This window comes from Kitasatospora sp. NPDC087314 (assembly GCF_044744365.1).
Lineage (GTDB): Bacteria > Actinomycetota > Actinomycetes > Streptomycetales > Streptomycetaceae > Kitasatospora.
This window is the reverse complement of sequence record NZ_JBIUYE010000008.1, coordinates 298,254-318,535: the sequence shown is the minus strand read 5'-3', so window position 1 is coordinate 318,535 and position 20,282 is coordinate 298,254. Positions and strand designations below refer to the sequence as shown.

18 protein-coding genes are annotated in these 20,282 nt (G+C 69.8%); 11 read left to right on the top strand and 7 right to left on the bottom strand.

Annotation, left to right across the window (positions count from 1 at the left end; genetic code table 11):
- Positions 1-19 precede the first annotated feature (19 nt).
- The 11 genes from ACIO5E_RS19935 (at position 20) to ACIO5E_RS19885 (ending at position 12,704) form a co-directional block, all read left to right on the top strand.
- A complete protein-coding gene (locus tag ACIO5E_RS19935; RefSeq protein WP_400669419.1) occupies positions 20-1,819 on the top strand; it encodes an ABC transporter ATP-binding protein in 1,800 nt (599 codons plus the stop codon).
- Complete coding sequence (locus tag ACIO5E_RS19930) at positions 1,816-3,612, top strand: ABC transporter ATP-binding protein (protein ID WP_400669416.1); 1,797 nt, start codon at positions 1,816-1,818, stop codon at positions 3,610-3,612. Before ACIO5E_RS19935 ends, ACIO5E_RS19930 begins: the two co-directional genes overlap by 4 nt.
- A gap of 250 nt (positions 3,613-3,862) precedes the next feature.
- Positions 3,863-4,741, top strand: a complete 879-nt coding sequence (locus ACIO5E_RS19925) for a chlorinating enzyme (RefSeq protein WP_400669413.1) — start codon at positions 3,863-3,865, stop codon at positions 4,739-4,741.
- Positions 4,741-5,022, top strand: coding sequence for a hypothetical protein (locus ACIO5E_RS19920; protein WP_400669410.1), 282 nt, complete (start codon positions 4,741-4,743; stop codon positions 5,020-5,022). Before ACIO5E_RS19925 ends, ACIO5E_RS19920 begins: the two co-directional genes overlap by 1 nt.
- A 61-nt stretch (positions 5,023-5,083) precedes the next feature.
- Positions 5,084-6,016, top strand: a complete 933-nt coding sequence (locus ACIO5E_RS19915) for a hypothetical protein (RefSeq protein WP_400669407.1) — start codon at positions 5,084-5,086, stop codon at positions 6,014-6,016.
- Positions 6,013-8,334: an amino acid adenylation domain-containing protein gene (locus ACIO5E_RS19910; RefSeq protein ID WP_400669405.1), complete on the top strand. Its 2,322-nt coding sequence runs from the start codon at positions 6,013-6,015 to the stop codon at positions 8,332-8,334. Before ACIO5E_RS19915 ends, ACIO5E_RS19910 begins: the two co-directional genes overlap by 4 nt.
- A gap of 17 nt (positions 8,335-8,351) precedes the next feature.
- A complete protein-coding gene (locus ACIO5E_RS19905; RefSeq protein WP_400669403.1) occupies positions 8,352-9,758 on the top strand; it encodes an FAD-binding oxidoreductase in 1,407 nt (468 codons plus the stop codon).
- Positions 9,755-10,645, top strand: a complete 891-nt coding sequence (locus ACIO5E_RS19900) for an LLM class flavin-dependent oxidoreductase (protein ID WP_400669401.1) — start codon at positions 9,755-9,757, stop codon at positions 10,643-10,645. Before ACIO5E_RS19905 ends, ACIO5E_RS19900 begins: the two co-directional genes overlap by 4 nt.
- Positions 10,646-10,719: 74 nt before the next feature.
- Positions 10,720-11,577 (top strand): aspartyl/asparaginyl beta-hydroxylase domain-containing protein, encoded by an 858-nt coding sequence (locus ACIO5E_RS19895; RefSeq protein WP_400669400.1) that lies wholly within the window; start codon positions 10,720-10,722, stop codon positions 11,575-11,577.
- 246 nt (positions 11,578-11,823) lie between these two features.
- A complete protein-coding gene (locus tag ACIO5E_RS19890; RefSeq protein WP_400669397.1) occupies positions 11,824-12,363 on the top strand; it encodes a hypothetical protein in 540 nt (179 codons plus the stop codon).
- 125 nt (positions 12,364-12,488) lie between these two features.
- Positions 12,489-12,704 carry a hypothetical protein gene (locus tag ACIO5E_RS19885; RefSeq protein ID WP_400669395.1) on the top strand — a complete coding sequence of 72 codons (216 nt, stop codon included), beginning with the start codon at positions 12,489-12,491 and terminating at the stop codon, positions 12,702-12,704.
- Between the two features lie 71 nt (positions 12,705-12,775).
- Here ACIO5E_RS19885 and ACIO5E_RS19880 read toward each other — a convergent pair whose 3' ends face one another.
- The 7 genes from ACIO5E_RS19880 to ACIO5E_RS19850 all read right to left on the bottom strand — a co-directional run bounded on the left by ACIO5E_RS19880 (position 12,776) and on the right by ACIO5E_RS19850 (position 20,282).
- A complete protein-coding gene (locus ACIO5E_RS19880) occupies positions 12,776-13,420 on the bottom strand; it encodes a LuxR C-terminal-related transcriptional regulator (RefSeq protein WP_400669392.1) in 645 nt (214 codons plus the stop codon).
- On the bottom strand, positions 13,384-14,703 hold the full coding sequence (locus ACIO5E_RS19875; RefSeq protein WP_400669390.1) for a sensor histidine kinase: 1,320 nt from the start codon (positions 14,701-14,703) through the stop codon (positions 13,384-13,386). Before ACIO5E_RS19875 ends, ACIO5E_RS19880 begins: the two co-directional genes overlap by 37 nt.
- Before the next feature lie 191 nt (positions 14,704-14,894).
- Positions 14,895-15,398 (bottom strand): MaoC family dehydratase, encoded by a 504-nt coding sequence (locus ACIO5E_RS19870; RefSeq protein ID WP_400669388.1) that lies wholly within the window; start codon positions 15,396-15,398, stop codon positions 14,895-14,897.
- Between the two features lie 225 nt (positions 15,399-15,623).
- Entirely contained in the window at positions 15,624-16,655 is a 1,032-nt protein-coding gene (gene sbnB, locus ACIO5E_RS19865) for a 2,3-diaminopropionate biosynthesis protein SbnB (protein ID WP_400669386.1), read from the bottom strand.
- 68 nt (positions 16,656-16,723) lie between these two features.
- Positions 16,724-18,424, bottom strand: coding sequence for a phytoene desaturase family protein (locus ACIO5E_RS19860; protein ID WP_400669384.1), 1,701 nt, complete (start codon positions 18,422-18,424; stop codon positions 16,724-16,726).
- Positions 18,425-18,435: 11 nt separating this feature from the next.
- Positions 18,436-19,164 (bottom strand): 3-oxoacyl-ACP reductase FabG, encoded by a 729-nt coding sequence (gene fabG, locus ACIO5E_RS19855; RefSeq protein WP_400669383.1) that lies wholly within the window; start codon positions 19,162-19,164, stop codon positions 18,436-18,438.
- On the bottom strand, positions 19,161-20,282 hold the full coding sequence (locus tag ACIO5E_RS19850) for a beta-ketoacyl synthase N-terminal-like domain-containing protein (RefSeq protein ID WP_400669380.1): 1,122 nt from the start codon (positions 20,280-20,282) through the stop codon (positions 19,161-19,163). The genes fabG and ACIO5E_RS19850 overlap by 4 nt, the downstream gene beginning before the upstream one ends.

Here is a 20,282-nt window from a genome sequence, read left to right as displayed (position 1 = left end):
GAAGGGCCAGGAAGGCGACATGACAGATCAGGTGACGGCCGGGCGGTTCAAACAGGTCCGGCGATCACGGGCGTTGCTGCTCGCCGCCTTCCGCTCCCACCCGGGCCCGATCACCTGGGGACTCGTCGGCTCGCTGCTGTACGGCACGAGCCTGGTCGCCTGGTCGGTGGCGCTCGGTGAGTTGTGCAACGACGTGGTGATCCCGCGGTTCGACAACGGCCACGTCGCCACCGGCACGATCGTCGCTGTGCTGCTGGTGGTGGCCGCCGTCGGCGTGCTGCAGGGTTCCGCGGGACTGATCCGGCGCTGGACTCTCGTCGTGACCAGGGCACGCTTCGACGCCACCTTGCGGGACGCCGTCGTCCAGCGGTATCACCAGCTGCCGATGACGTACCACCAGGTCCACTCGACCGGCCAGAAGCTGGCGCACGTCACGACGGACGCGGAAGCGGCGGCGGAGCTGCCCGCTCGGCTACCGGACGTGCTCGGCATGTTGGTGTTGTTCGTGGTCATCGTCGGCTGGGTGCTGGTCGTAGACCCGGTGCTGGCTCTGGTCGGCGGCATGATGATCCCAGCGTTGCTGCTGGTCAACTCGGTCTACCAGAAACAGGTCGAGGTGCCCGCCCAGGCGGTCCAGGAGCGCCTGGGGCGGGTGACCGAGGTCGCCCACGAGAGCTTCGACGGCGCGGCCCTGGTGAAGATGCTCGGCCGGGACCGCGTCGAGCGCGACCGCTTCGTCGCCGAGGCGGCCGGTCTGCGCGACGCGAAGATCAAACTGGCCGTCCGTGAGTGGATGCTGGACTCGCTGGTCGAGTCGATCCCGACGGTCACCTCGCTGGTCATAGTCATCGTCGGCGCGTTCCGGGTGAACAGCGGAGCGATCACGGTCGGCGCCCTGGTCAGCTTCGTCAACGTGTTCGCCATGGTGGTGGTCCCGATGCGTACCATCGGCAACGTGCTCGGCGACGTGCCGCGCATGCTGGCCGGGTACGCCCGGGTCCAGACGGTGCTCGACGAGCCGCTGCCGCCGGCCACGGCGGATCCGCAGCCGCTGCCGGACGGCCCGCTCGACGTATGCGTCCAAGACCTTTCCTTCACCTACCCGGGCGGCGCGGCAGCGCTCTCCGGAGTGAGCTTCCACGTACCGTCCGGCGCCACCGTCGCGATCACCGGCGGTACCGGGTCGGGCAAGACCACGCTGCTGCTGGCACTGACCGGCCTGCTGCCGCCGACCGGCGGCACGGTGCTGCTGAACGGGGCCGACCTGAGCCGGATCAGCCCGGCCGACCGGGTGGCGGCCATCGCGGCCGCCTTCCAGGAGCCGTTCCTGTTCGCCGGCTCGCTCGCCGGGAACGTGCTGCTCGACTTCGACGCCTCCGCCGCCGCCTCCGCCGCGGCCGATCCACGGCTGGACGAGGCGCTCCGCCTGGCCCGGGCGACAGCACTGGTGGACGGCCAGCCGAACGGGCCGGACACGCCGGTCGGCGAGCGTGGGGTCACGCTCTCCGGTGGTGAACGGCAACGCATCGCGCTCGCCCGGGCACTGGCCCACCGGCCACGGCTGCTGCTGCTGGACGAGGCGACCTCCGCCGTCGACGCCACCACCCGACAGGAGATCATGAGCGGCCTCACGACCGGCCTGACCTCCACCACGACGATCGTCGTCACCACCAGCGCCGCGACACTGGCTCTCGCCGACGCCGTCGTCTACCTCGAGCAGGGCCGGGTGGCCGGCGTCGGGTCACACGCCGACCTGTTGCGGATCGACGGCTACGACCGGTTGATCCGGGCCTACGAGCGAGAGCGGGTGCAGGCATGACCACGATCGACCCGGCCGACCCCGAGAGCGTCACGGGGTCGACGACCGCCGTGATCCGCCGCGGTCTGGCGGCCATCCCCGCGATTCGCAAGGGCCTGGCGCTGACGGTCGTCCTCGCCCTGCTCGGCGGGATCGGTCGGCTCGCCGTGCCGGTGCTGATTCAGCAGGTCATCGACCGCGGGCTCAGCACCGGTCACATCAACGGCGGCCGGCTGCTGGGGCTCGGCGCGGTGGCCGCGCTGGTGGTGGTGCTCACCGCGGTGGTCAACTGGGCGAGCCTGGTGCGTCTTGCGATCGCCAGCGAACGTGCGCTGTTCGACCTGCGGGTCCGCGCCTTCACCCAGGTGCACCGGCTGAGTGTGGCGTACCACTCGGCCGAGGCCCGGGGGAAGCTGGTGTCCCGGGTGACCTCCGACGTCGAGACCCTCAGCATGTTCCTGCAGTGGGGCGGTATCGCCTGGCTGGTGAACGGCGCCATCATGCTGGCCGCCCTCGCCGGCATGGCCTACTACGACATCGTGCTGACGGTGATCACGGTCGTGCTGACCGTGCCGCTCCTGATGCTGGTCCGGGCGGTGGTCGGCCGCCTCGGCCCCGCGCACACCGCGGTCCGGGTCCGGGTCGCCGAGTTGCTGACGGTGATCTCGGAAACGGTCCAGGGCGCCGCCGTCATCCGCGCCTACGGCGTCGTGGAGCCGAGCCTGCGGCGGACCACGGCCAGCATCCACCGGTGGCGGGACTCGAAGATCCGGGCCGGGTACCTGGGCAGCCTGCTGATCTCCCTCGCCGACCTGTTCTCCGTGGTCGTCGTGGTCGGCGTCGTCGCGGTGGGACTGGCGATCGGCCCGTCGACCGGGCACAGCGCCGGCGAACTGGTCGCGTTCATCCTGCTGGTGACCCTGTTCATGGCGCCGATCACGGAGTTCACCCAGGTCATCGACTTCACCCAGAGCGCGGTCGCCGGGTGGCGTCGCGTGCTGGCCCTGCTCGACATCGCCGACGACATCGCCGAGCCGGCCGAAGGCCGGCAGCTGCCACCCGACCCGCCCGGTGTGGTCGTGGAGAACGTGGTCTTCGGCTACCCGGGCGCCGGCGTGACTCTGGACGACGTGTCGTTCGAGGTGCCCGCGGGCCGCCAGGTCGTGCTGGTCGGCGCCACCGGATCCGGCAAGACGACGCTGACCAAGCTGATCGCGCGGCTGGCCGACCCGGACCGGGGCCGCATCCTGATCGGCGGCGTGGACGTCCGCGAGATAGCGACCGAATCGCTGCGCTCTCGCCTGGTGGTCGTGCCGCAGGAGCCGTTCCTCTTCGACACCACGGTGGAGGAGAACGTCCGGTACGGTCGCCCGTCCGCCACCCGCGCCGAGATCGAGCACGCCTTCCGCGAGCTGGGCGCGGAGGCGTTCCTCGCCGGTCTGGCGAACGGCCTTGACACCCCGGTGGGGCAGCGCGGTGAGAGTCTGTCCGCGGGGGAGCGGCAGTTGGTCGCCCTGGCCCGCGCGCACGTGGCCGACCCGGCCTGCCTGATCCTCGACGAGGCCACCTCGGCCGTGGACCCCGAGATCGAACTGACGCTCATCGAGGCGCTGCGCCGACTGACCGCGGGGCGCACCTCGGTGACCGTCGCGCACCGGCTGGCCGTCGCCGAGCTGGCCGACGAAGTGATGGTGCTCGAGGGTGGCCGACTGGTGGAGCGTGGCCGGCACGGGGAGTTGCTCGACGCGGGCGGCGTGTACGCCGGGCTCTACCGCAACTGGCGACAGGCCACCATCGACAGCGCCCCCGCCTGACGGCACGTCGGTGCGGCTGCAGGACAAGCGCCTGCCTGGCGATCGTGACCTGAACAGTCAAGCCGACGGTGACGTCGGCAACCGCCGCAGACCCCCGTTCTGGTGACAAGACGGGTCGCCCTGGCCCGCATACGGTGGGTCTGATCGGCCCCGCATTCCTCCCTGATTTCAGGTGGCTCAGACCGGCAGGCATCGTTGGCGAAAGGAAAAGAAGGTGGCTGAAAGCACCAGTGGAACGGCAATCCAAGGCTTGACGGCCGAGCAAGTGAAGTTCTTCCAGGAGAATGGTTTCATCGGACCGTTCGACCTCTACGAGGAGGACGAAGCCCGGCTTCTCTGGAACCAGGCCATGATCGAGATGGTCACGTCCCGCAACAAGCCGCACGACTCGACCATCATCAACTACGACCGCCACCTGGACTGCGACACCCTGTCGCAGCACATCGCCCACCCCACGGTCGTGCACAAGCTGCGCAGCCTGATGGACGAGGACATCATCTGCTGGAAGACGAACATCTTCGAGAAGCAGCCGGGTGAGGCCGGAACCGGGTGGCACCAGGTCGAGGCGTTCACCGTTTTCGAGTCGGAGACGGTCGCCTATCCCTCGCTGCGCTACACCGAGGAGAGCACCGCGACCACGCAGGAACTGACCGTGTGGACGGCGTTCTCCGACGCGGACGAGGAGCACGGCTGCCTCCGGTTCATCCCGGGCAGCCACAAGCAGTGGTACTACGACGAGACCAAGCCGATGTCGCGGAACGTGGAGAGCAAGTCCCACGACTTCTTCGGGTACGACTACTCGGAGCTGCAGCTCGACAAGGACTGGGACCCGGACGCCGGCGAGATCGTCACCGTGCCGATGAAGCCGGGGCAGTTCGTCATCTTCCTGGCCAAGTGCATCCACGGCTCGCTGCCGAACGTCAGTGACTCCAAGCGGCTCGGGCTCGCCACCCGGTACGTCTCGCCGTCCGTCCGGGTCTACGAGCACATCGACAGCCTCAGCGGGTTCGGTGACGAGATCAGCCTCGACTACCACGGCAGCGTCCTGGTCTCCGGTGAGGACCGGTGGGGCCACAACCGCATCCACGCCAACAACCTGAACGGCTTCCCGTTCCCGAAGGTCGGCTGATGAACACCGACGAGCGCCGGCGCAAGTTCGCCGACTTCCTCGCCACGCAGCCGATGACCAGCGACATCACGTACGAGCAGGTGGCTCGGGCGAAGACGCGCGACGAACTGGGAATCAGCTCGCTCAACATGGTCCTGATCCTCGTGAACTACATCGACAAGTACACGAACAACACCGTGACCATGCGCCCGGAATGGGTTTCCCTGCTGGGTGACGTCGACGGCATCCTTTCCGTGCTCCGCGAGATCGACGCGAGTTCGGTGGTACCGAATCGGGCCTGATGCCCGTGATACAGAGCCCGGCGCCGGCATTCACCCATCCGCTCGGCAGATCGAAGGAACCATGATCTCGGATCTCGAAAATGTCGGCATCGGCTCGTTCGCGTGCGCCTTCGGCGACCTGGAGAACAAGCCGGAGAACATACCCGATTTCGATGATCTCTGGCAGACCGTGTCGTTCGGCACGGACTTCAACGAAATGGGCTGCACCACCTACCGGAAGATGTCCGGGCCGGTGCAGGACTACGTCGTGGACGCCGTGCGCCGGACCCTGCGGGATTCCGGCGCCGGCGCCGCGGACATCGACCATCTCGTCATCGCGACCAGCGACCCGACTCTCGCGCTGTTGCCGTCCGACTTCGCGGAGCGGGTGCTGATCGCCCTGGGGCTGGACGACTGTGTCCCGCACCTCATGTCCTACCAGCGGTGCTGCAGTTCGCTGACTGCTCTGCGGCACAGCCGGGACCTGTTCGCCGATCCGGACGTGACGCACGTGGTCATGGTCGCTCTGGACTTCGTGCCGGTCGATCGTGACAGGATCCTGCCCTACGCCGTGTTCGGTGATGCGGCGGTCAGCTGCATGCTGACCCGGAACGACCCCGGGCTGGTGCGGATGTCCTCCTCCGCCGTCAAGGTGGACCCGGAAGGACTGCGCGGTCGCGACACGTTCGCCTCCCGCAAGACCGTCGCCGACCGTGCGCTGGCCGCCGTCCTGCGTGACGGCGGGCGGGAGCTCGGGCAGGTGACCAAGGTGTTCGCGGCCAACCTGCACAAGCCGCTGACCATGTTCAACGCGAGCGCGGTCGGCCTGTCGCCGGACCGGCTGCACTTCGCCGAGACGCTCTCCGCCTACGGGCACTGCGGCAACGCCGACTGGATGATCAATCTGGTCGACTATCACGATCGAGTCGGCATCCGCAGCGGGCAGACATATCTGGCGCAGTCCCTGGCACCGGGGTTCTACGCCTGCGCGCTCCTGGAAGGGACCGCGCCGTGAACGGGCTGCTGTCCAGGACGGACTGCATCGGGCCGATCACCGTGCCGGCCGACGTGACGCGCACTCTGCACTCGCTCTCCACGGTGGCCGGGGTCGACGATTTCGTCGCCCTGTCGATCTGCGCCGGTGTGCTGGCCGAACGGTTGCCGCGCCCCGGCACGGACCTCCGCGTCCGGGTCACCCGGCAGGAACTCGACGCGATCCTGCCGCGGCCCGATGCGCCGGACCCGGCGATGAGCTTCCGTGACGCGCTGCGGCAGGCCGCCCGATCCGAGGCCGCCGCCACGGCGGAAACCGAGGACGACGCCCCGGTCGCCGTGACGATTCTGATCTCCCGGGCCGGCCGGAACCTGTACGTCGAATCCATGACCGATTCGTCCGACGTCCCCTCCACGGAGGCATGGGCACACGCGTTCCTGCAGTTGCTCACCGGCATGACGGACGACCCGGACGCACCGATGCTCAGCCATCCGCTGGTCGGTCCGGAGGAACGCGAGCGGATCCGGCACGGCCTCAACCCGCACCAGGATCCGGAGATTCGGTACCGCACGATGGCGGAGCCGTTCGAGGAGCAGGCCGAACGCACCCCGGACCTGGTCGCCCTGCAGGACGAGGACGGCAACACCGTCACCTACCGCGAGCTGAACGAGCGCGCGAACCGGCTGGCCCATCACCTGCGGGGGCTCGGCGCCCGCCCCGGCACCCGGATCGGGATCTGCCTGCAGCGCGGCATCCACCAGGTCGTCGCGGTCTACGCCGCGGTCAAGACCGGCGCCACCTACGTTCCCCTCGACGCCGACCTGCCGGATCAGCGCATCGCTCTGATCCTGGCGGACTCGGAGCCCGGGTTGGTGCTGACCGATCCGGTCTGCCGCGACCACCTGCCCGACGGCCCGTGGGAGATCCACGACGTGGGCACCGAGCAGGCCGGGTCGGGCCGGCCGGCGACGAATCCCGTCGTCGACGACGGCCCGGGGCTGGTGCACATCCTTTACACCTCGGGGACGACGGGCCGCCCCAAGGGTGTGGTCTCCCGGACCGCAGGCACCCTGGCCAACGTCTTCTGGATGCAGCGGCAGTACCCGTTCCACTCCGGGGAGACGGCGCTGTTCAAGGCATCCCCGGGATTCGACATCTCGATCTGGGAGCTCTTCTGGCCGCTCTACCACGGTGCCCGTCTCGTGATCTGCCGGCCCGGCGGCGAGCGGGATCCCCGGCATCTGGCCCGGCTCACCCGGGACCACGACGTGTCGCAGATCTTCCTGGTGCCGACGATGATGACGGCCTTCCTGGAGGAACTGTCCCAGGGCGGTTCCGAGGCATTGAAGTGGGTGGTGTGCGGGGGCGAGCCGATGAGCCCGCGGATCCCCGAGGCGTTCGCCGCCGTTCTGCCCGGCAGCAACCTGGTCAACGCCTTCGGCCCGACCGAGGCCGGGCCGGTCACCGACAACGTCGTCGATCCGGGCTCGACCTGCGGGTCCGTTCCGGTGGGCCGGCCCGCCGACAACTTCCGGCTGACCGTGCTGGACGCCAACCTCGAGCTCGTGCCGATCGGCACGCCCGGTGAGGCGTACATCAGCGGGCAGGTCGGCTTGTCGGACGGGTACTGGCGGCAGCCGGCCCAGACCGCTGAACGATTCGTCGCGGACCCCTACGGGCCGCCGGGATCGCGGATGTATCGCACCGGTGATCTCTGCCGCTACCGCGCGGACGGCGCACTGGAGCACCTCGGCCGGATCGACCGGCAGGTGAAGATCCGCGGGCTGCGGATCGAACCGGGGGAGGTCGAGTCGGTGCTGGCCGCGCACCCTGCGGTCGGCGACTGCGCGGTGATCGCCCATGGGCAGCCGCTCCGCCTGCTCGCCTTCGTCGTGCCCGCCGGCCAGGGCTCCGTCACCGACCTGGACCCGGCGGCGATCCTCGAGCACGCGGCCGGGCTCCTGCCCGCGCAGATGCGGCCGGACCGGGTGGTGCCGGTCGACTACCTCCCGGCGACGGTGAACGGCAAGATCGACCAGGGCGAGCTGATCAGGATCTGGCAAGAGCTCGCCGAGCGGGAACGTCCGGTCGAGTCGCCCGCGGACGAGCTGGAAGCGGCCCTGGTCCAGATCTACCAACGGGTCCTCGGCCGGTCCCCGATCAGCGTGTTGGACACGTTCGTCCAACTCGGAGGCCACTCGTTGCTCACCTTCCGGCTGCTCGACGAGTGCAAGACAACCCTGCGGGCCGAACCCGACGTGACCCAGCTGCTGCACGGCACGCTGCGCGACGTCGCCGCGACGATCCGCAAGACGACAATCCCGTCACCGCGGGACTAGGACGGAGGACGAAGGCTTTGGACAGTCTCACGACCGGCGACTCGGAGAAGCTCGCCGACGCGCTGAGCGGCGATCTCATCACCGCCGCCGATCCGCGATACGACGAGGCCCGCAAGGTCTGGAACGGAGACATCGACCGGCGTCCCCTGTTGATCGCGCGTTGCGCGGACGTGGCGGACGTGACCGCGGTCGTCACCTTCGCCTCCGAGCGCGGACTGCCCATCGCGGTGCGCGGCGGTGGGCACAGCGTGGCCGGCCAAGGAGTCTGCGACGGCGGCGTGGTCATCGACCTGTCCCGGATGCGTGCGGTCGAGATCGACCCGGAACGCCGACTGGCCCACGTGCAGGGCGGGGCGCTCTGGCAGGACGTCGACCGGGCCAGCCAGGAGCACGGGCTGGCCACGACCGGCGGCATCGTCAGCGAGACCGGCGTCGGCGGGCTCGCTCTGGGCGGCGGGATCGGCCACCTCATGCGCCGCTGCGGGCTCACCGTGGACAACCTGGTGGAGGCCGATCTGGTGACCGCGGACGGCAGTTGCCTCCGGGTGGATGCCACCACGGACCCGGAGCTGTTGTGGGGCCTGCGCGGCGGGGGCGGCAATTTCGGGACCGTGGTGCGGTTCGGCTTCCGGCTGCACGAGATCGGACCGACCGTCCTGGCCGGGATGATCATTTATCCGCTGGACGTCGCACCGGCGTTCCTGACCCGGTACCGCGACCTGATCGCGGACGCTCCGGACGAACTCGGGACGATCCTCAACCTCCGGTTGTGCCCGCCGCTGGAAACCGTCCCCGAACGGTTGCACGGTTCTCCGGTCGTGGCCCTCAACGTGTGCTGGTCCGGTGACCTCGAGGAAGGGCTGGCGTTCCTGCGTCCGTTGCGTGAGTTCGGGCGTCCGCTGCTCGACACGGTCGGTCCGATGCCGTACGTCGAACTGCAGCAGACGGTCGACAGCACCTCCCCGCCCGGCAAGCACTACTACTGGCGGTCGGTGGACTTCGGGGAGCTCAGCGACCAGGTCATCGCGACCGTCGTCGAGCACGCGTCGCGGATCACCTCGCCGCTGGCGGCCGTGCCGATCTATCACCTCGGCGGGGCGGTCGGCCGGGTGCCGGCCACGGACACCGCCTTCGGTTCCCGGCACGCCGGTCACAACATCAACATGTTCGGCGCGTGGGAGCCCGGTCAGGACGACCGGGAGCGTCACGTCAGGTGGGTCCGGGACTTCAGCGACGCGATGGCGCCGTACGCGGTCGGACAGTACGTCAACTTCCTCAACGACGAGGGAGGCGACGGCGTACGCGCGGCCTACGGCGAGCGGTGGCGGCGCCTGGTCGCGCTCAAGCGGCGGGTCGACCCGCAGAACCTCTTCCGCTACAACTTCAACATCGATCCCGGCCGGCCGGGCGAGGGAGACGCATGAAATTCGGCATCATGATCGTCCCGGAGGATCGCTGGCAAACGGCGCGGCTGAAGTGGCGCCAGGCCGAGCAGATGGGATTCGATCACGCCTGGACCTACGACCACCTCAATTGGCGTGCGTTTCGCGCCAAGGAGTGGTTCACCATGGTTCCGACGCTGACCGCGGCGGCGGTGGAGACCGAGCGGATCGGACTCGGTGCGCTGGTCTCCTCACCCAACCTGCGGCACCCGGTGAACCTGGCCAAGGACGTCACCACCATCGACGACATCTCGGCCGGCCGTCTCATCCTCGGTCTCGGCGCCGGCGCGGCGGGCTTCGATTCCACCATGACCCGCCGGAACCCGTGGAGCCTGCGGGAGCGGACCGAGCGGTTCGCCGAGTACGTCGAGCTCACCGACCAACTCCTGACCCAGCAGGTGACCACGTTCGACGGCCGCTACTACCTGGCGGACGAGGTGCACTCCCAGCCCCTGTGCCGACAGGAGCCCCGTGTCCCGTTCGCGATCGCCGCGTCCGGGCCCCGTGGCATGCGCGTAGTGGCCCGGCACGCGTCGACCTGGGTCACCACGGGCGAACCCAACCTGTTCGCGAGCGCTCCGTACGAGCAGGCCCTCCCCGTCCTGCGCCGGCAGGTGGAGGCACTGGAAAAGGCATGCGTGGAGATCGGCCGTGACCCGTCCACCGTGTCCCGGCTGCTGGTCACCGGGCCCACCGTCGGCGGCGTCCTCGATTCGCCGGCAGCGTTCTTCGACGCGGCGGGCAGATTTGCCGAGGTTGGAATAACGGACCTCGTCGTGCAATGGCCGCGGCCGGACGAGCCTTTTCAAGGCCGGGTGGAAGTCCTGGAGAAGATCGGCGAGGACCTGGATCGTCACCGGGCCATGTGACTCCGCCCAGGAGAAGAAGACGTCCACCGTTCCAGGACAATTACGATTTCTACTGAGAAGGGCTGCTTGATCCGGTGCGAACCCATTATGTAGGGGACATCCGTCTCGACGAATCCCGCCTGGCGAAGGATCTTGAGCAGATCGATTCCATTCCGTGGTCCGAGGCATACAGTGATTATGTTTTCGGCGGCGCGTGGAAGAGCTGCATGCTCTGGGCGCGGGGCGGGATCGCCGGCGACGGTGTGGTCACCCATTACGACCACGACCAGCCCGCCGCCTTCTCCGAGCTCGCCGACAAGCTGCCCTATCTGCGGGAACTGATCGCGAACACAGCCGACCTGGACCGGCTGAACTTCGTGCGCCTGGCGAAGGTGCAGAACAGCGTGATCATCCCGCATCGAGACCTGCTGGAGCTCAGCGAGCTCGCCGACGAGACCCGCAACGCCCACCGGATGCACATCCCCCTTGTCACCGACGAGGACTGCTTCTTCAACGAAGGCGACACCGTTTACCGTATGCGTAAGGGCGAGGTGTGGTTCCTCGACGCCTCGGAGATCCACTCGGTGGCGGTGCTCTCCTCGCAGGAGCGGGTGCATCTGATGTTCGACTTCGTCGACGTGCCGTCCGCGAAGCCGTTGACCACGGTCGAGGGTGCGGGCTCGGGCGTCGGCATTCCGGCCGACCGGACAGTGAAGCGACCGCCGCTCACCGACGCCGACCGCGCCAACCTGATGGGGCTCGCGGACGTGCTGACGCTGGAGACGGTCAACGAAATCTTCAGCATTGTCATCAAAAAGCATTTCCGGTACGACGGTGGTGTGAATTTCGTCTGGAATACCATGATCGATATTGCGCGCGCCGCCGAGGATCCGGCCGTCCTCTCGCACATCGAGGAACTCCGTCGCCACTACACTCTGGAACGGGCGGCCTGATGATCCTTGGCTGTTCAGAGTGAGCCTCTTTAATCCTGAATAGTCGCATGTCGGTCGTACGTGGATTGCTTGGACGGTGCGGCTGATGCATCGAGCGGAGCAGCGTGCCTTGCGCATGATGTGCCAGGGCTTGAGAAGGGTGAAGGCGCATTCACCGGGGGGCTCGTAGTCGGCGTGGTCGTGGTTGAACTGCCGGTAGTGCTCGGGGTCGACCGCCGGGCCGGGGGATAAGGAAAGAGGTTGAATATGCCGCTAAAGATCGAACGCAAGTTTCTGATCGCCGCCAATTGGCCAGCTGCTGCGGCACAGCAGACGCTCGAACTAATGCAAGGGCATGTCCCTGTTGAAGGTGCGGATGGAGAGATGCATGTCCGTGCTTCTGGCGGCGGCTATTTTCTTGCTCTCGAAACCGGGCAGGGTCTCGTCCGAGAAGAAGTAGAGATCGGCATAACCAAGGGCGTCTTCCAGGCCCTGTGGGAGATGACTAGCGGACGGCGAGTGCAGAAGAAGAGGTCATCCATTGCCTATGGTGGAGGCATCATTGAGGTGGACGAGTTCGCGGGAGTTCACGCAGGGCTCACGCTGGCCGAAGTGAAATTTCCCAGCGAGGCCGACGCGCGAGTCTTCGTTGCACCGTCGTGGTTCGGCCAAGAGGTCACCGACGACGTGCGCTTCAAGAGCGCCTGCCTTGCCGAACACGGGATGGACCTCATTCGGTCGTATTCCGTGAGCCATCGGTCCGTTGGCTTCGGCGCTGCAGGAGAGAAACGGTTCATGTCCCTGTAGTGGTGTAGCCGGACCATTCTGATCCTTGCCCTGGGAGTAGATCTTGTCCATTATGGTCTCGTAATGCGTAGGTCGCGGGTTCGAATCCCGCGGGCGGCTCGGTGGAGGCCCAGGTCGGGTAGCTCATGACCTGGGCCTTTTGGCGTTCCTTGTCGTACGGGCAGGCGTCGGCGACGCGCTACGAGATCGCTTGCGTGAGCGCAGATTTTGATCTTGGTCTAACCCTGGGCTTTCTCGGCTCCGGCGGCATCCAGGTCCTCGGACTCGGCGTCGCCGACGACACCTTCGGGCGCGGGCTGTGGGGCGCCGTCCTGGCCGCGCAGACCGCCGGCGCCGCGTAGCAGGGCGGCTGTCCACGCACGCGGAAGGCCCGGGCCACGATGGCCTGGGCCTCTTGCGCGGGTGGGGCGGGCTACTGGTCGAGGTAGGCGAGGACGGCGAGGACGCGGCGGTTGTCGCCGTCGGTGGGGAGGAGGCCGAGCTTGGTGAAGATGTTGCTGATGTGCTTGGCGACGGCCTTCTCGGAGATGAACAGGCCCTGGGCGATGCCGGCGTTGGAACGGCCCTGGGCGACCCATTCGAGGACTTCGCGTTCGCGTTCGGTGAGGCTTCCGACGTTCTCGTCGCGCTCCTTGCGGATCAGGAGCTGGGAGATGACCTCGGGGTCCATCGCGGTGCCGCCGTCGGCGACGCGGCGGATCGAGTCGAGGAACTGGGAGCCGTTGGTGACGCGGTCCTTGAGCATGTAGCCGACGCCGCGGCCGCCGCTGGCGAGGAGTTCGCGGGCGTAGAGCGGTTCGACGTACTGGGAGAGGAGCAGGATCGGGAGGTCGGGCATGGTGCGGCGGGCCGTCAGGACGGCGCGCAGGCCCTCGTCGGTGAAGTTCGGCGGCAGCCGGACGTCGACGACCGCGACGTCCGGCTGCTGCTCGGTGAGGGCGGTGAGGAGGTCCGCTCCGTTGTCCACCGCGGCCACGACCTCGTGTCCGTAGGCCTGGAGGAGGCGGATCAGGCCGTCCCTCAGGAGGAAGTGGTCTTCGGCGAGGACAATACGCACGGAAGCTCCATCGTCACCATGGTCGGGCCGTTGACGGGACTGTTCACGGCCACCACCCCGTCGAAAGTGGCGAGCCTTCGCTCGATGCCGCGCAGGCCGGTGCCCCGGGAGGCGTCGGCGCCGCCGCGGCCGCTGTCGGTCACGGTGATGCGCAGCATGCCGTGATCGTAACGGATGTCGATCCAGGCCCGGTCGGCGCCGGAGTGCTTGGCGACGTTGGTGAGGATCTCCGAGATCGCGAAGTACGCGGCGGACTCGACCGGCATCTCGGGGCGGCCCGGCAGGTCCACCACGACCTCGGTGGGGACCGGGCAGACCATCGCCAACGCCCGCACCGCATCGGCGAGTCCGCGGTCGGCGAGGACCGGCGGGTGGATGCCGCGGACCAGGTTGCGGATCTCCTCCAGGGCCTTGGAGGAGGACTGGCGGGCCTCGATCAGCAGGGCCCGGACGGCCTCCGGGTTGGTCTCCAGCAGGTGCTCGGCGGCGTCCAGGGTCATGCCCATCGCGACCAGGCGGGCCTGGGCGCCGTCGTGCAGGTCGCGTTCGATCCGGCGGATCTCGGCCATCTGCGTGTCGACGGCGGTGCTGCGGGTGGTGGTGAGGTGCTCGATCCGGCTGGCCATCAGCTCCTGCTCGCTGGGGGCGAGCATCGCGTGGGTGTACAGGGCGTGCTTGCGGACCGCGCGGGGGGCCATCCACAGGGCCAGCGGCAGCTGCAGGACGCCGAGGACGCCGGCCAGCACCGCGGTGGCCTGGCCGTCGATCGGGATGAACTGGTACCAGAGGCCGTCCCACTGGGTCGACAGCGGGACGCCGAAGAAGGCCAGGAAGATGCCCCAGAAGCCGCTGAGCAGGACGGCGATCGGCATGAAGGCGAGGAAGCCGCCGGCGATCGGGTCGGTGAGCACCCAGGTGAACTCCCGCCGGGTCTGCGGGTCGCTCATGATCCAGCGGTAGCGGGCGACCGCTCCCGAGGCGCCCTCGGGCGCCGCCGGCAGGCCGCTGGGCGGGCCGGGGATCCGCACGCCGGTCCAGCGCTCGGACAGGGCGCGCTGCTTCGCGGCCAGTGAGCGGACGCCCTCCATGGCCCGCGGCACCATGCCGAGGCCGGGGCCGACCAGGGAGATCGCGCCGGTGACCCCCAGCGAGCGGCCGAAGGCCGCGATGGACATCCAGCAGAGGGACAGTGCCCGCCGCAGCCCGGTGAATCCGGCGGGGACGGAGAATCCCCTGATCTCGACCGCCGAGGGGCTTCCCCCGAGCTGCATCGTGCGGTCCATGACCCGCTCCTCTCTGGTGCCGTTCGCAGTGCCGCGGCCGTGGTGGCCGTGTGACCATTCTGGCGGGGGTGGGCTGGCGAAATCGGTAGTAATAACCCCCCTCTTGAACGGCCGGGAGGGGAGGTTCTGCTACCTCGCCGAACGGCCCTCGCCGCGTCGCCGCCCACCTCGCCGCACTGCCGTCGGTCGGCTCAGAAGCCGTTCCCGCCGGCCTCCGCGCCGGCTTCCCCGGCACCGTCCGGGGCGGCGACGAAGAGGGACAGGGTGTCCGCCACGCAGGCCGCGTGCTGCTGGCCCTCGACCTCCACCGTCATCCGGACCGCGGCCAGGTGGCCCATCGGCGTCTCACGGACGCTGGTGACCTTGGCGCCCCCGCGGACCCGGGCGCCGACCGGGACGGGGCGGGGGAAACGGACCTTGTCCAGGCCGAAGTTGACGCCCAGCTTGACGTTGTGGATCTCGAAGATCGCGCGCATCATCGCGGGCAGCAGGCCGAGCGTCATGTAGCCGTGGACGATGGTCCCGCCGAACGGCCCGGTGGCGGCGCGCTCGGGGTCCACATGGATCCACTGGAGGTCGCCGGTCGCGCCGGCGAACTGGTCGACGCTGTCCTGGGTCACTTCGAGCCACTCGCTGTAGCCGAGGTGCTCCCCGGTGGCCTCGGTGAATTCGGCCAGGCTGGCAAAGGATCTCATGCGGGTGATTCTCGGCGGCCGTCCAGGGCGCGGACAAGGCGCCGGGAGGCCGCGGGGCCGTTCGGTCAGCGCGCCGTCAGTTGGCCGTCAGCGCCGGGGCGCGAACCCCTGGTGGGAACCCCCGGCGGGAACGCCCGGTGGGAACGCTCGAGGCCCGCCGGCGCGTGGGGCGCGGGCGGGCCTCGGGGGTGGGGCGGGGCGGGGCCGGTCGGGGCCCGGGTGGGCTCAGCCGTAGCGCTTGAGCTCGTGGAAGAAGTCCGGGACGGTGTGCAGCTGCCCGGCCGCCCGGACGCTGTCGTAGACGTGCTTGGCGACGGCCATGTCGAGCACGCCGAGGCCGAACGGGGAGAAGACCACCGGCTTGTCGGACGGCGGGGTGATCGCGCCGGTGAGCACGTCGTAGAGCGTGCCGGCGACGAACTCGCGGTGGCCGACGAGCTGTTCGGCCAGGTGCGGCGAGGTGCCGGCCTTCATGCAGTGCTCGATGTCGTCGACGACGTTCCACGAGTCGAGGACGATCTCGGGGGAGAGGTCGCGCAGCGAGACGTGCAGCACCAGCGGGTTGTGCGAGAACCACTGCGGGTCCGTCACGTGCGGCTCGCCGGCGACGGTGGCGAAGACCACCAGGTCGCTGGCGCGGATCAGATCCTCGGCCTTGTCGTGGACGCTGATCTCGACGCCCTCGCCCTCGGCCCGGCGCAGGTACTCGGAGAAGCCCTCGGCGTGCTCGGCGGACAGGTCGTGGACGCCGACCGCGGTGAAGTCGAAGCCGTTGGCGGCGAGGTAGGTGTGCACGTAGCGGGCGATCAGGCCGACGCCGAAGAAACCGACCCGGGTCGGGCGCTCGCCGCGGGCGTCGGCGAGCCGGGCCGCCGCGAGGGCCGCGGAGGCGGCGGTGCGCGCCGCGCTGATGATCGAGCTCTCCAGGCAGGCGAACGGGTAGCCGGTCTCGGCGTCGTTGAGGATCAGGACGGCCGAGGCACGCGGGAGGCCGGCCGCCACGTTCTCCGGGAAGCTGGAGATCCACTTGATGCCGTGCACGCCGACCTCGCCCTTGACCGAGGCCGGCAGCGCGATGATCCGGGAGGACGGGCGGTCGGGGAAGCGCAGGAAGTACGAGTCGGGGTTGACCGTCTGCCCCTCGCCGTGCAGCCGGTACGCGGCCTCGACCGTGGCGACGACCTCGTCCTCGTGCCCGTTGAGGGCCTCGTGCACCTGGGCGCCGGAGACCACGGCGAAGGGAGGGACCTGATTCATGGGAACAGTGCTCCTGCTCGGAGGGGTGGAGAGGGTGGGAAGTCGGGGGCAGCGGGGCCGGGTGGCGCTCAGCCGATCCGGGCCAGGCCCTTGGCACGCTGGCGGGCCTGCCCGCGCGAGACCACCAGCGGGTCCCAGTGCGGGCCCCGGTCGGGCAGCCGGGCGGGATCGCCGAGCACCGCGCCGGCGAGCACCTCGGGGAACAGGGCGCGGCCCAGGATGTCCGAGGCGGCGGCGATGCCGCTGTTCGCGACGGCGGCCAGCCCGCTGCCGTAGCGCACGCTCTGACCGACCACGTACAGGCCCTCGACGTCGGTGCGCACGTCCGGCCGCTGGTTGAGGCCGCCCCAGTGGGCCATGCCGTACGGGGTGCCGCCGCTGCCCCGGATGTAGCGCTCGTGGGTGAGCGGGGTGGCCGTCTCCAGGTGCGTGATCCGCTCCCGGAACGGGCCGATGACCTTCTCCGCGGTGGTCACCATCAGCTCGGTCACCTGCTGCTTGCGCGCGAGGTAGGCGGAGTTGCGGCGGTAGGGCTCGCCGTCCACCGGTCCGCCCCGGACGCCCCAGAACTCGTAGCCGGGCAGGCTGGTCGTCATGATCTGGAAGTTGCTGTGGCCGGGCGGGCACACGGCGGCCGCGTTCGGGTCCTTGGCCGAGGCGAAGGAGAAGGTGAGCGCCGGCAGCGAGTCCAGCGAGCCGTCCCGCGCGTAGCGCTCCGTCATGGCCGCGTGCGCGGCCTCCATGTCGTCGCTGTCGTGCCACCAGATGTTGGCGTTGGGCACGCCGGGCAGCTCGGTGTCGAGCGCGACGTACACCGAGACGCCGGCGGCGCGCATGGTCGCCTCGCGGGTGCGGGCCACCAGCTCGGCGGGGAACGCCTCCTCGCCGCCGCACAGGTCGAGGACGGTGCGGCGGTAGTCCGCGTTGGAGATCACCAGCGGGGCCGAGACGCGCTGTCCGTCGGAGAGTTCGACGCCGGTGGCGCGGCCGTCCTCGATCAGGATGCGGCGCACCTCGCATCGGGTGCGCAGCTCGCCGCCGTACGACTCCAGCGCCTCGACGAACGCGGCGACCAGCGCCTGGCCGCCGCCCTCGGGGTAGTACGCGCCGCGCAGGTAGTGATCCATCATCGACGCGTGGTGGGAGAGGGTGATCCCGTCGGGCATGGTGCCGTAGTTGCCGGCCTGCGCCGCGACGAGCGTGCGCCCCTTGGCGGACAGGCCGCAGTGGTCCAGGGCGGCCGCGAGCGACCGGCGGGACCAGCGCATCGTCTGCGGGTTGCGGCGGAACAGCTCCACCATCGACTCGCCGGTCAGGCCGGCCCGGGTGGCGGCGGCCACGGCCTCGGAGAGGTCGATGAAGGTGTCGATCCGGTCGGCCTCCTCGGGGAGGGCCTGCCGGAGCCGGTCGCGGTAGGCGTCCCAGCCGGCCGGCACGTCGACCGTCGCGGTGGGCGTGATGATCCGGTCGAAGCCCTGCTCGTTGTCCATCGGCAGGAACGTCACCCGGTCCAGGACGCCGAGACCGGCCAGGACCGCCGGGAAGTGCCCGTCGGGCCCGCAGTCGCCGATGTAGTGCGTGCCGACGTCGAACTCGTACTTGCGCCGGCGGCGGAACACGTGCGCGTTGCCGCCGGCGATGTCGTGCTGTTCGAGGACCAGGACACTGCGCCCGTCCGCCGCCAGGTACCCGGCGGTGGTCAGGCCGCCGAGGCCGCTGCCGACGACGATCGCGTCGTAGTGGTCGCGAAGTCCCTGGGCCCCCTGCATGCGTGCTCCCATCAGAACGTGCCGCCGCCGTGGATCTCGAAGACCGACCCGCTGATGTAGGCGGCCCGCTCGGACAGCAGGAAGGCGACCAGGTCGGCGACCTCCTCGGGCTTGCCGGCCCGGCCGAGCGCGACGTTCTTCAGCATCCGCTCCACCGCGGAGTCGGACATGTCGCCGACCATGTCGGTGGCGATCAGGCCCGGCGCGACCACGTTGGCGCGCACGCCGCGCGGTCCGCACTCCTTGGCGAGGGACTTGGTGAAGCCGATGATGCCGGCCTTGGACGCGGCGTAGTTGGCCTGGCCGAGGTTGCCGTAGATGCCGGACACCGAGGACAGGTTGACGATCGCTCCGTTGCGGCGCTTGCTCATCGCGAAGGCTGCGGCGCGGCACACGTGGTAGACGCCGTCCAGGTTGGTCCGCAGGACCTGGTTCCAGTCGTCCTCCGGCATCAGGATCACCGGGCGGTCCCGGGTGATGCCGGCCGACGTGACGGCGGCATCCACCGGGCCGAACTCGCGCTCGGTGCGGGTGTACCAGTCGCGGACCTGCTCGGCGTCGGCCACGTCGCACTGGGCGGCGGTGATCCGGGTGCCGAACTCACCGGCCTCCTTGACGAGTTCCTCGGCCGCCTCGGCGTTCGAGCGGTAGCAGAAGGCGACGTCGTAGCCCTCCTGGGCCAGGCGCAGCACGATGGCCTTGCCGATGCCCCTGGACCCGCCGCTGACCAGTGCGATCACGCCTGCTCCCCGATCAGTCTCAGGACGGCGCAGCCCACGGCGCCGTCGCGGTCGACGGCGGACACCAGGGCGATCCGGCCCCGGGACGCCGGGTCGGCCTCGGCCACGCCGAGCACCGCCTGGATCTGGAAGGACGCGGAGGCCGCGCCGGTGTCGCCGAGCAGTTCCATGGACGGGACCCGGCCCAGTGCCTCGGCCGGCAGCAGCGCGGCCAGCGCCTCGTACTCGGCCCGGCCGGCCGCGGTGGGTGCGGCGCACGGGACGGCGGCCCACACCTCGTCGGCGGTGACGCCGGCGCGGTCCAGGGCGCGCCGGACACAGGCGGTGACGGCGGCCTTCGGGTCGTCGTCGATGTCGACGCGGGTCTCGACCGCGAGCACCGCGGCGAGCGCCGGGCGCTGGGCGGTGCCGGCGTGCTCGACCACGAACAGGCCGCAGCCCTCGCCGAGCAGCGGGGTGGAGTCGCCGGCCGCGACGGCGGTGTGCTCGATCCAGGCGTGCGCGGCGGAGAACTCCTCGGCCGAGCCGACCAGGTACTTGGTCGCCCGGCCCTGGCTCATCAGGCGCCGCGCGTAGTTGAGGGCGAGCAGGCCGCTGACCCGACCGCCGGCGACGGTGGTGTTGGGGCCCTTGAGGTCGTGCCGGATGGCGGTGGCGCCGGCGGCGTGGTTGAGGCTGCCGAAGGGGATGCGGCCGGCGTCGACGTGGAAGGGCAGCGCGTTGGTGTAGGACTGCTTGAGGAAGTTGGTGACGTTCTCCAGGCTGCCCATCGAGATGCCGAGGACCACACCGGTGCGGTCGTCGGTCTCCACCACCCGGTTGCCGTCGGCGTCCTTGAGCAGGCCGTCGGAGGCGACCAGGGCCAGCGCGGTGAGCCGGTCCATCTTGGCGGTGCCGCTGGGGCCGAGCAGGCCCTTGATGTCGAAGCCGGGCACCAGGCAGACGTCGGGCGACGGCAGCGTGCCGAGCGCGGGGTCCGCCTTGACGGCGGTCTTGGCGCCGGCGCGCACGCCGGACGCGAAGTCCTGGCGGGTCAGACCGTACGGCGACACGGCCGACCAACCGGTGATGACGAGTGTCTCCGGCGGCAGGGCCGCCGGGGTGGCTGCGGTGGTCAT